This window comes from Gordonia sp. i37, from assembly GCF_002043085.1.
Lineage (GTDB): Bacteria > Actinomycetota > Actinomycetes > Mycobacteriales > Mycobacteriaceae > Gordonia > Gordonia polyisoprenivorans.
In genome coordinates, this window is sequence record NZ_MVPX01000432.1 from 1 (window position 1) to 10,627 (window position 10,627).

Here is a 10,627-nt window from a genome sequence, read left to right on the forward strand (position 1 = left end):
GGCGCGGGTGCCCGACCGGATTCGGCAATGTCAGCACCCGCAGTGTGTGCTCTGGTATCTCGACACCAGCCGTTCGGGGACGCGGCGGTGGTGTTCGATGGCGATCTGCGGCAACCGCACCAAGGCGCGACGGCATCAGCAGGCGCAGGCCGGGAGCTGACCGAGACCGCGCGTCGGGCTATCCCAGGATCTTCTCGGTGACCGAGTACTTCTGTTCGGCGCTCGTCTTGGCCGCACGCCACCAGTCGGGATGCTCGCGATACCAGTCGATCGTTGCCGCCAGTCCGGAGCGGAAGTCCACATACTGTGGCCGCCAACCCAATTCGGTGCGCAACCGCGTGGAGTCGATCGCGTAGCGGCGGTCGTGGCCGGGCCGATCGGTGACGAAGTCGAACGCGTCGCGCGGTTGCCCGAGCAACTCCAGGATGGTCTCGACGACGGTGCGGTTGTCGACCTCACCGTCGGCGCCGATGAGGTAGGTCTCGCCGATACGGCCGGCGTCGATGATGGTCCACACGGCGTCGTTGTGGTCGTCGACGTGAATCCAGTCGCGCACGTTGCGTCCGTCGCCGTAGAGGCGGGGCCGCACCCCGGACAGGACGTTGGTGATCTGACGCGGGATGAACTTCTCCACGTGCTGATACGGCCCGTAGTTGTTGGAGCAGTTCGACAGCGTCGCGGCCACGCCGAACGAGCGCACCCAGGCACGAACGAGCAGGTCGCTGCCGGCCTTGGTGGAGCTGTAGGGGCTCGACGGGTTGTAGGGGGTCTGCTCGGTGAAGCGTGCCGGGTCGTCGAGTTCGAGGTCGCCGTAGACCTCGTCGGTGCTGATGTGGTGGTAGCGCACCCGGTGTCGGCGGACCGCCTCGAGCAGGGTGTAGGTGCCCACGAGGTTGGTCTGCACGAAGGCCGACGGATCGGCCAGGGAGTTGTCGTTGTGCGATTCGGCGGCGAAGTGCACGACGAGGTCGGAGTCGGCGACCAGCCGTTCGACCAGCGGGGCGTCGGCGATGTCGCCTTCGACGAGCTCGACGGAGTCGGCGACCGGCTCGAGAGTCGCGGGATTGGCGGCGTAGGTCAGCTTGTCCAGCACCCGGATTCGGGCGTCGGGGCGATTCTCGACGGTGCGCAGCACGAAGTTCGCGCCGATGAATCCGGCGCCCCCGGTGACCAGCACGCGCATGTGAGTCGAGCCCTTCGGTGTCGGAGACAGATGACGATGCAGACGATGATGACGCTGTAGAGGATACCGAGAGAGTCCGACTTCGGCCCGCTACCCTGGCACCCATGCGCGGGATCATCCTGGCCGGGGGCACCGGCAGCCGCCTCCACCCCATCACGCAGGGGGTGAGCAAACAGCTGGTTCCCGTCTACGACAAGCCGATGATCTACTACCCGCTGTCGACGCTGATGCTCGCCGGCATCCGGGAGATCCTCGTCATCACCACCCCCACCGACGCCGACGCCTTCCGTGGGCTGCTCGGCGACGGCAGTCAATTCGGCGTCGAGCTGAGCTACGTGACGCAGCAGTCGCCGGACGGACTCGCGCAGGCGTTCACCCTCGGCGCCGAGCACATCGGCGGCGATTCGGTCGCCCTCGTCCTCGGCGACAACATCTTCTACGGTCCCGGACTCGGTTCGCAGTTGCAGGGATTCGGCGACGTCGACGGTGGGGCGATCTTCGCCTACTGGGTCGCCGAGCCGGGTGCCTACGGCGTCGTCGAGTTCGACGAGTCGGGAACGGCGATCTCGTTGGAGGAGAAGCCCGCCGCACCGAAATCCAACTATGCGGTTCCGGGTCTGTACTTCTACGACAACGACGTCGTCGAGATCGCACGGGGGTTACGGCCCAGTGCGCGTGGAGAATACGAGATCACCGACATCAACGACCACTATCTGCAGCGCGGCAAACTCAAGGTCACGGTGTTGCCGCGGGGTACCGCCTGGCTCGACACCGGCACCTTCGATTCGCTGCTCGATGCGGGTAACTTCGTGCGGACCGTCGAACAACGGCAGGGACTCAAGATCGCGGTGCCCGAGGAGATCGCCTGGCGTCGTGGATATCTCGACGACGATCAGCTCGCGGCCCGGGCCGAGCAACTGCGCAAGTCCGGCTACGGCGACTATCTGTTGGACATCCTCGCCCGCGGAAAGGGATTCGCATGAAGGTCCGAGAACTCTCGATCGCCGGTGCCTGGGAGCTGACCCCGGTACTGCACGGCGATGCGCGCGGGGTGTTCACCGAGGCGTTCAAGGCCGACGTCCTCGCCGAGACCATCGGGCACCGCTTCGACCTCGCGCAGGTGAACCTGTCGGTGTCGGCGGCCGGGGTGTTGCGCGGCGTGCACTTCGCCGACGTCCCGCCCGGACAGGCCAAATACGTCACCTGTGCCACCGGCGCGATCCTCGACGTGATCGTCGACATCCGAGTCGGCTCACCGACATTCGGTACCCACGACACCGTCCTACTTGACGACGTCGACCGCCGCGCGGTGTATCTGTCGGAGGGGCTGGGCCATGCCTTCTGCGCGCTCGCCGACAACTCCACCGTCACCTACCTGTGCTCGACGGGCTACAACCCCGGTGCCGAACACGGGATCAACCCGATGGACCCCGAACTCGGGATCGACTGGCCGAGGTTCGCCCGCGACGGCAGTCCACTGGTCTACGAACTGTCCGCGAAGGACACCGCGGCCCCGGGTCTGGGTGCCGCACGTGCATCCGGTCTGCTGCCGCAGTTCGACGACGTCGAGGACTACGTGCGCGTGCTGCGCGAGAAGTGATCTCACGCAACGGCGTTCAGGGTGTGGGGTAGACCGGTAGCTCCGGGGTGAACAACCACCGTTGCCACAGATCCTGCAACGGCGTCGGGGAGAAGTTGGCGGCGAGGGCGATGAAGTCCTCGGTGGTCACCGATCCGTACCGGTACTTGTCGGTCCAGCGGTGCAGCAGGGCAAAGAAGTTCCCGTCGCCGATGGTCAGTCGCAGAGCGTGCAGCGTGATGGCTCCGCGCTTGTAGACCCAGTCGTCGAACATCTTTCGCGGTCCGGGGTCGGCGAGTGCGACGCGCACCGGACTCGCGGCGAGCTTGGCGTAGTAGTGCCGGGCCCACTCGTCGGCACTGCGGCCTCCCGAGCGCTGGCTCCACAACCACTCGGCGTAGCAGGCGAATCCCTCGTGCAGCCAGATGTCGCGCCACCGCGCCAGCGTCACCGAGTTGCCGAACCACTGATGCGCGAGTTCGTGGGCGACCAGTCGCTCCGAGCGCGAGGTGCCGTCGCAATGGTTGGCACCGAATGTCGAAAAGCTCTGCGCCTCAATGGGGATCTCGAGCGGATCGTCGGTGACGACCACGGTGTACCGCGGAAACGGATACGGGCCGAACATCTCGACGAACGCCTCGACCATCTCTACCTGCCGGCCGAAGTCGATGTCGAGATTGCGGGTCAGTCGCGGCGGGAGCACCGCGTCGACCGGAATCGGCTTGGTGGCCAACGACACCTTCTTGTAGGGCCCGACCTGGATGGACGCCAGATACGTCGACATCGGCTCGACCTGTTGATAGACCCAGGTGGTCTGGGCCGCGCGTACGCGTTTGGATTCCAGGACGCCGTTGGCCAGGGCGTAGTACGGGCTGTCGGTGGTGATCGCGATCCGGTACGTGGCCTTGGCGAGCGGATGGTCGTCACAGGGGAACCACGACGCCGCACCGTTGGGTTGGTTGGCGCACAACGCACCCTCGGTCAGTTCTTCCCAGCCGACCTCACCCCAGGCGCCGCGGATCGGCCGCGGTGAGCCGTGATAGCGCACCACGATCGTCATCGCGCCGCCCGGCGGAATCGGCGCGGCCGGGGTGATCGAGAGTTTCTTGTTGCGGTGCGAATAGCGCACCCGCTTGTTGTCGACGGTGACGCGCGAGACGCTCAGCGTTCCGGCGAGATCGAGGGTGAAGCGCTGGAGGGCGACGTAGGACGTCGCGGTGAGCGTCGCGGTGCCCTCGAGTCGGTTACTGGCGACCTTGTACTCGAGTTCCAGGTCGTATCGGGAGATGCGGTAGCCGAGGTTCCCGTTGTCGGGGAGGTACGGGTCCAGTTCGTCGGCGGGTGATCCGAGGAGGGGCTGTCGCGATGCCTTGACCGACTTTCCCCGCACTCAACATCTCCCTCGTCCTCGGTGGCGTGTCACATGGTCGGTCCGGTTCTCCGGGCACGCGGGCGTCGCGGGTCGGTCACGGGCTGATTGCGATGGACTCGACCGGGTGACGATCGCGTGTCGGGCCACCTGTTCGAGCACCGACCGTGCGGAAACTCAGAGTACCCGTCGAGGGGTCGGTGGGCATCGCATGCCGGTGTGCCGCAATTGTAAGCGGACCATGGTCCGTATATCTTGGGTTCGGTCAGAGCAACGCCCCGCCATGACGTGGCGGATCGAGAAACGGAAGTGGCACATGAACGGTCTTCGCGGCATCGCACTCCTGGCAGCCCGGGTGATCCTGGGCTATGTCTTCATCATGCACGGCTGGCAGAAGCTTCATACCAACGGAATCGACGCCACCACGGCGTTCTTCAAGTCGGTGAACGTCCCCTGGCCGGAGTTCTCGGCGTACTACGCGGCGTGGGTCGAGCTGGTCGGCGGAATCCTGCTCATTCTCGGGCTGCTGCTACCGCTGGTGTCGATCCTGTTGGTCATCGACATGATCGGCGCGATTGCCACGGTTCACTGGGATCACGGATTCTGGAGCAACGACGGCGGCTACGAGTTCCCGCTCGCGCTCATCGCGGCGCTGCTGGCCGTGGGATTCGCCAACGCCGGACACTTCGCGGCGGACAGCTACGTCTTCCGGCGTCGTCGGGGTGGGCGCGCGGTCGAGGTCTGATCGGCACGATCGGGTGACGGGATGTCCGTGCAGGACACCGGCGAATGCGTCGCTCGGCACGACCGTGATGAACGACCTCAGGCCACCAACCCGTCGATCGTCGTGCAGGTGAACGGCGGGTCGTCGGCGGGCAGTCGTGACCGCAGATCGCCGAGGTCGGCGAGGACGTCGTCGGGGTGGCGCAAACCCACCCCGTCGATGGTTCCCGGCGTGACCAGTGCTTCGGGGTCGAGGTCGTGGCGGTGGGCCAACGCTGCGCCGAGGAGCCGATGGGCCTGGTCGCGGTCGACGTCCCAGAGGGCGTCGGCGGTCAGCAGGTACAGGCGGACCGCGGGCGGGTAGTCGGCGAGGTGCACCAGTGCCCACGCCCAGTGCTTGGCGACGTCGACCGTGTCGGATTCGCCGCGCCCGTGCGTGCGCACGTACTTGCCGTGCAGCTCGCGGCACAGCGGCGTGGCGTCGGCCCACAATCCCAGGTGCGACATGCAGCGCACCGAGTCGTGGAGGTTGGACAGATACATCGGCGAGTACGGTCCCTCACGTCGCGACCGGATCTCGCGCAGCACCGAGAACTCGGCCAGCGCATGTCCGTATTCACCCGCGGAGAGCAAGGAGCGGGCTTCCTCCTGCATTTCCTCGATCACAGTCGATATTGTCGCCGAATTCGGACCGGAACGTGATCTGTTTCACAAAGACGTAACCATGCTCGGGCATTCGGTGCGGGGCCGAAGGACCTCGTTCGGCCCGGCATGCTGGCCCGCGGTCGCGTGGCCTGGCATCGTGAAAGTGTGAGCGGTTACGAGAACGACAGCACCCCCGAAGGCTCGGACGGCGAGTACAGCCTCGACCCCGACGATCAGCTGCAACCCGAGGACACGCTCGACGATCGTGGCGTCGACGACGTCCTCGACGAGGGCTACTCCCCGCCGGATTACGCGCCCAAGGGTGCCGTGCACGGGCTGACCGCGCAGGAGATGCGCGAGGGCGAGACGCTGGACGAGAAGCTCTCCGAGGAGGAGCCCGACGTCGGGGCGAGTGATCCGCTCGATGACATCGCCGCCGACGAGCGACGCGATTGGCGGTCGCACGAATCCGACGCCGACGACGAGTTCGTCGAGGACGCCGACCAGGTGGGTGGGCGTCGCGCCGGTCGATTGCTGGCGCCCGACGCCGGCGACTACCGCGACGACGAGGCCGAGGCCGTCGCCACCGACTGCGGGATCGACGGGGCGGGCGCCAGCGCCGAAGAGGCTGCGGTGCATGTCGTCGGCGACGAGGACTGACATCTCGATCGCTACGTCTTCAGCTGCGAGAGTTGTTCTTCGACAGCCGACTTCGTTGCCTCGGCATCGGCTCCTGCGGCGCGCAGGCGTGCGCCCACGGCCTGATCGGTGAACAGCGCCAGCAGTAGGTGCTCGGTGCCGACGTAGTTGTGCCCGAGTTCGAGCGCCGTCCGAACCGTCTGTTCGAGAACCGCTTTGGCGTCGTCGTCGTAGGGCAGGACGGTGTCGGCATCGGGATTTGCGGCGGGATCGGTGTCCACGGGCGCGCTGGTGTCCGCCAAGACCGTCGGGTCGACGCCCTGTGCGGTGAGTACCAGTGCGGCCAACGACGACGGGTCGGTGGCCAATCCGTGGGACAGGTGGGTCGAGCCGACGGTGTGCGCGCCGGTGGCAACCGCGCGATTGTGCGCCGACGAGATGACGTTGCGCGCTCGTGGGGTGAAGCGGCTGAAAGGATGTGGTTCGTCGGACGCCGGGTTGCGGCCGACAAACCGTTTCTGCGCAGCCTGTTTCGTCACACCCATACTGGCGCCGATCTGCGTCCACGACGCGCCGGAGCGGCGGGCCTGGTCGACGAAGTGTCCGATGAGGCTGTCGCCGACGTCGCCGAGGTGGGCGGCGGCGGTCATGGCGTCGGTCAGTTGCTCGAGCGGATCGTCATGAACCTTGTGGATAGCGCTGATCAGGTCGTCGAGGCGGACTCCGGTCAATTGGGTCGGTGTGGGGTTGTCGTCCATGCGTCAACTCTAGGTTGACGCATTAGTGGCGTCAACCATGAGTTGACGGCGACGAACGGAGTGGACGAACGGTGGATGCGAGAGATGTCCTCGTTGACAGTCGGCGTAGTCGTGGGAACGATGGAGTGGGCGGGGTCGATGAACCCCGCGTCCGCACGCCACGGGAGGACCTCCAGTGAGCATCACCGAACGTATCTCCGTACACACCGATCAGTCGCCGGCGCAACGCTTTCGAGAAGTCCGGGAGCTCACCGACCTGCTGGCCGACCGGTTGTCGCCCGAAGACCAGACCCCGCAATCGATGACCGAGGCCAGCCCCGCCAAATGGCATCGGGCCCACGTCACATGGTTTTTCGAGGAGTTCATCCTCCGCCGCGATCCCGGCTATGTGGTGTACGACGAGTCCTATCGCTATCTGTTCAACAGCTACTACGAGGCTGTCGGCGAACGCCATCCGCGACCGGATCGCGGCCTGGTCACCCGACCCGGCGTCGACGACATCACCCACTACCGCAACTACGTGGACGCGGCGATGGAAAGTGCCCTGACGCGTGGCGCCCTTGACGACGCCGCACTCGACCTCGTCGAACTGGGCTGCAATCACGAACAGCAACACCAGGAATTGCTGCTCATGGACGTCAAGCATCTCTTCTCGACGATTCCGCTCACGCCCGGCCCGATCTACGTCGACCGCGAACTCGATGCGCCGAGCGCGCCGGGGCCGATGACATGGCGCTCGGTCGCCGGTGGCGTCACCGAGGTCGGCGCCGATCCGGGAGCCGGATTCTCCTACGACAACGAGGGCCCGCGGCATCGAGTCTTCTTGGAGGACTTCGAGATCGCCGAGCGTCCGGTCACCAACGCCGACTGGCTGGAGTTCATCGCCGACGACGGCTATCGGCGCCACGAGTTGTGGTTGTCCGACGGGTGGGCGCACCTGCGGCAGGCCGGCTGGCAGGCTCCGGGCTACTGGCGCCGCGACGACGACGGGCAGTGGACGACGTACACGCTTTCGGGTCGGCGACCGCTCGATCCCGGTGAACCGGTGCTGCATGTGAGCTTCTACGAGGCAGATGCCTACGCCCGCTGGGCCGGAGCCCGTCTGCCCACCGAATTCGAATGGGAGACCGCCGCATCCACGCTCGGTGCCCAGCGCGCAGAGTTGTTGGACCCGAGTCGTTGTCACCCCCGATCGGTCGCCGGATCCGGTGAGGCGGCGATGATCGGCAATGTGTGGGAATGGACCTCGAGTGCCTATCTTCCGTATCCGGGGTTCGTCCCGGCGAACGGGGCGGTCGGCGAATACAACGGAAAGTTCATGAGCGATCAACATGTTCTGCGCGGCGCGGCCGCCATCACGCCGCGCGGCCACGAGCGCGTGACGTACCGCAATTTCTTCCCGGCGCCGTCGCGCTGGGTGTTCGCCGGTCTGAGGCTCGCCCGGTGACCGTCGAAACACTGACGCCGCTGGCCGCCGACGCTCTCGTCGGTCTGTGGTCCACCCCGCCGGTGCTGCCGACGAAATGGCTCTACGACGAACGCGGCAGCAGGCTGTTCGACGAGATCACCCGGCTACCCGAGTACTACCCGACCAGGCGTGAGACCGCCATCCTGCGCGACCACGCCGACGACATCGTCGATGCCACGAACGCGGCGATGATGGTCGAATTCGGTTCGGGCACATCGACCAAGACCCGACTCCTCCTCGATGCGTTCACCCGCACGGGTCAGCGGATCGGCCATCGCCCGGCCGGCCAATTCGTCTACGTCCCCGTCGACGTCAGCGCCGAGATGCTCGCCGAATCCGCCGGCATCCTCGCCGGCGACTACCCGGGCATCGACATCCGGCCGGTCGAAGGGGATTTCACCGATACCGGGCTTGTCCTACCGTCGTGCGACGGGGCACGGCTGGCGGTGTTCCTCGGCGGGACGATCGGCAACTTCGACGACGACGGGCGTCGCGCGTTCTTCACCGGTCTTGCCACCACCCTCGCACCCGGCGACTACTTCCTCCTCGGTGCCGACCTCATCAAGGACACCGGTCGGCTTGTCGCCGCCTACAACGACAAGGCCGGGGTGACAGCGGATTTCAATCGCAACATGATCGAGGTCCTGCGTACCGGCCTCGACGCCGTGGGACTGTACGCCGACGACTTCGACCACATCGCCCGGTGGAATCCCGAGCGCCACCGCATCGAGATGTGGTTGCGGGCGCGCCGGGACATCGATGCCTACTTCGGTGACCTGCAACGTCGTTGGCGTCTTCCGGCCGGTGCCGAGATCCGGACGGAGATCAGCACCAAGTTCGATTTGTCGGTGCTGCAGGGCGAACTCGCCGACGCCGGACTGGCGCCCGTCACGAGCTGGACCGACCCGATGGGGGACTTCTCCCTCACTCTCGCGCGTCGGTGACGGCGTCGCCCAGGATCTCGCGAACCCGCGGGATGACCTGGGTGCCATAGAGTTCGACGCTGCGCATCATGGGACGATGCGGCAGTGTGCCGTGGGAGTACTTGAGGTCGAAGCGATCGAGTCCCAAGGCCCGAACGGTGTGGGCGATCTTGTGCGCCACCGTCTCCGGTGAGCCGACGTAGAGCGAACCGCCGGGTCCGGTCGACCGGTCGAACTCGATGCGCGTCGGTGCGGGCCAGCCGCGTTCGGCGCCGATTCGCGCCACATACGTGCGGTAGTGCGGCCACAATTCGTCGCGGGCCTGCTCGTCGGTGTCGGCGACGTGGCCCGGTGAGTGCACGCCCACCGGGAGATCGGTCGATTTGTCGAACTGTGCCAGTGCCCGCCGATACAGGTCGGCGTACGGCGCGAACCGCAGGGGATCGCCGCCGATGATGGCGAGCATCAGCGGTAGGCCGTACCGTGCGGCGCGCACCACCGACTCCGGGCTGCCGCCGACCGCGATCCACGTCGGTAGTGGGGGAGTCTCGAGTGGGGGGTGGACGGTCTGATCGGTCAACGGTGCGCGGGTGGTCCCGGACCAGGTGATCGGGCGCCCGGTTCGCAAGTGGGCGAACAGATCAAGCTTGTCGGAGAACAGTTCCTCGTACTGTTCGAGGTCGAAGCCGAACAACGGGAACGACTCGGTGAACGATCCGCGGCCCAGGATGACCTCCGCACGACCCGACGACAGCGCGTCGAGTGTCGAGAAGCGCTCGAATACGCGGATCGGATCGTCGGAACTGAGCACGGTCACCGCAGTGCCGAGCCGGATCCGCGTGGTGCGCGCGGCAACAGCCCCGAGCACCACTTCCGGCGCCGAGACGGCGTAGTCGTCGCGGTGGTGTTCGCCCACGCCGAGGAAGTCGACGCCGACCTCGTCGGCGAGAACCGCCTGATCGAGCAGGTCGCGGATCGTCTGGGCCGCGGGGTTCGGTGCGCCGGCCTCATCGACCGTCACATCGCCGAAGGTGTCGAGCCCGAGTTCTACGTTCACCTCACCGATTGTGCCGAACCGGCGCCCACTGGGGACGTTGGTCGTCAATTGTCCGTCTCGCGGGTCTGATTTCATGTTTTTGTGAGATGCTGATTCCGGTCAGAAAACTGACCACGCACTCTGATCTCTTAAGGAGCACTCCCGATGTGGGATTCGTTCTGGAACTTCTTGTGGTCGATGGTGATCATCTTCGCGTTCGTCGCGTATCTGATCGTTTTGTGGTACATCATTGCCGACCTGTTCCGCGACCATAAGGCCTCCGGCTGGTCCAAGGCGATCTGGG

12 protein-coding genes are annotated in these 10,627 nt (G+C 66.1%); 7 read left to right on the forward strand and 5 right to left on the reverse strand.

The genetic code is table 11. The features are described 5' to 3' along the window. The coding region (locus B1964_RS21430) for a CGNR zinc finger domain-containing protein (RefSeq protein ID WP_172398920.1) at window positions 1-160 on the forward strand (160 nt) is incomplete at its 5' end. An 18-nt stretch (window positions 161-178) separates the two neighbouring features. Here B1964_RS21430 and rfbB read toward each other — a convergent pair. Next, window positions 179-1,183 (reverse strand): dTDP-glucose 4,6-dehydratase, encoded by a 1,005-nt coding sequence (gene rfbB, locus B1964_RS21435; protein ID WP_079931209.1) that lies wholly within the window; start codon window positions 1,181-1,183, stop codon window positions 179-181. A 104-nt stretch (window positions 1,184-1,287) separates the two neighbouring features. Between rfbB and rfbA the strand changes: the two genes are divergently transcribed. After that, complete coding sequence (gene rfbA, locus B1964_RS21440) at window positions 1,288-2,166, forward strand: glucose-1-phosphate thymidylyltransferase RfbA (protein WP_006372391.1); 879 nt, start codon at window positions 1,288-1,290, stop codon at window positions 2,164-2,166. Continuing rightward, complete coding sequence (rfbC, locus tag B1964_RS21445; protein WP_079931210.1) at window positions 2,163-2,783, forward strand: dTDP-4-dehydrorhamnose 3,5-epimerase; 621 nt, start codon at window positions 2,163-2,165, stop codon at window positions 2,781-2,783. The genes rfbA and rfbC overlap by 4 nt, the downstream gene beginning before the upstream one ends. 16 nt (window positions 2,784-2,799) lie before the next feature. Here the strand turns inward: rfbC and B1964_RS21450 are convergent, their stop codons facing one another. Further along, complete coding sequence (locus tag B1964_RS21450) at window positions 2,800-4,152, reverse strand: M1 family metallopeptidase (protein WP_079931211.1); 1,353 nt, start codon at window positions 4,150-4,152, stop codon at window positions 2,800-2,802. A 295-nt stretch (window positions 4,153-4,447) separates the two neighbouring features. Here B1964_RS21450 and B1964_RS21455 point away from each other — a divergent pair, with 295 nt between their 5' ends. Next, on the forward strand, window positions 4,448-4,876 hold the full coding sequence (locus B1964_RS21455) for a DoxX family protein (protein ID WP_079931216.1): 429 nt from the start codon (window positions 4,448-4,450) through the stop codon (window positions 4,874-4,876). Between the two features lie 77 nt (window positions 4,877-4,953). Here the strand turns inward: B1964_RS21455 and B1964_RS21460 are convergent, their stop codons facing one another. Beyond that, the gene (locus B1964_RS21460; protein WP_020172436.1) at window positions 4,954-5,520 is read right to left on the reverse strand and encodes a hypothetical protein; all 567 of its coding nucleotides are present in this window, start codon (window positions 5,518-5,520) and stop codon (window positions 4,954-4,956) included. 105 nt (window positions 5,521-5,625) lie between these two features. Here B1964_RS21460 and B1964_RS21465 point away from each other — a divergent pair, with 105 nt between their 5' ends. Continuing rightward, window positions 5,626-6,159: a DUF5709 domain-containing protein gene (locus tag B1964_RS21465; RefSeq protein ID WP_006372396.1), complete on the forward strand. Its 534-nt coding sequence runs from the start codon at window positions 5,626-5,628 to the stop codon at window positions 6,157-6,159. Between the two features lie 11 nt (window positions 6,160-6,170). Here B1964_RS21465 and B1964_RS21470 read toward each other — a convergent pair whose 3' ends face one another. Continuing rightward, window positions 6,171-6,896: a Clp protease N-terminal domain-containing protein gene (locus B1964_RS21470; RefSeq protein WP_079931212.1), complete on the reverse strand. Its 726-nt coding sequence runs from the start codon at window positions 6,894-6,896 to the stop codon at window positions 6,171-6,173. 175 nt (window positions 6,897-7,071) lie between these two features. On the opposite strand from B1964_RS21470, the gene egtB reads away from it, so the two are divergent. Beyond that, on the forward strand, window positions 7,072-8,343 hold the full coding sequence (gene egtB / locus B1964_RS21475) for an ergothioneine biosynthesis protein EgtB (RefSeq protein ID WP_079931213.1): 1,272 nt from the start codon (window positions 7,072-7,074) through the stop codon (window positions 8,341-8,343). Continuing rightward, complete coding sequence (gene egtD / locus B1964_RS21480; RefSeq protein WP_079931214.1) at window positions 8,340-9,308, forward strand: L-histidine N(alpha)-methyltransferase; 969 nt, start codon at window positions 8,340-8,342, stop codon at window positions 9,306-9,308. The genes egtB and egtD overlap by 4 nt, the downstream gene beginning before the upstream one ends. Here the strand turns inward: egtD and B1964_RS21485 are convergent. Beyond that, window positions 9,289-10,419, reverse strand: coding sequence for an LLM class flavin-dependent oxidoreductase (locus tag B1964_RS21485; protein WP_079931215.1), 1,131 nt, complete (start codon window positions 10,417-10,419; stop codon window positions 9,289-9,291). The two genes, egtD and B1964_RS21485, sit on opposite strands and share 20 nt — an antisense overlap. Between the last annotated feature and the right edge of the window lie 208 nt (window positions 10,420-10,627).

Coding starts and splice junctions, on each gene's coding strand:
- rfbB (WP_079931209.1), bottom strand. CDS start 1,183: ATGCGCGTGCTGGTCACCGGGGGCGCCGGATTCATCGGCGCGAACTTC.
- rfbA (WP_006372391.1), top strand. CDS start 1,288: ATGCGCGGGATCATCCTGGCCGGGGGCACCGGCAGCCGCCTCCACCCC.
- rfbC (WP_079931210.1), top strand. CDS start 2,163: ATGAAGGTCCGAGAACTCTCGATCGCCGGTGCCTGGGAGCTGACCCCG.
- B1964_RS21455 (WP_079931216.1), top strand. CDS start 4,448: ATGAACGGTCTTCGCGGCATCGCACTCCTGGCAGCCCGGGTGATCCTG.
- B1964_RS21465 (WP_006372396.1), top strand. CDS start 5,626: ATGCTGGCCCGCGGTCGCGTGGCCTGGCATCGTGAAAGTGTGAGCGGT.
- B1964_RS21470 (WP_079931212.1), bottom strand. CDS start 6,896: ATGGACGACAACCCCACACCGACCCAATTGACCGGAGTCCGCCTCGAC.
- B1964_RS21485 (WP_079931215.1), bottom strand. CDS start 10,419: ATGAAATCAGACCCGCGAGACGGACAATTGACGACCAACGTCCCCAGT.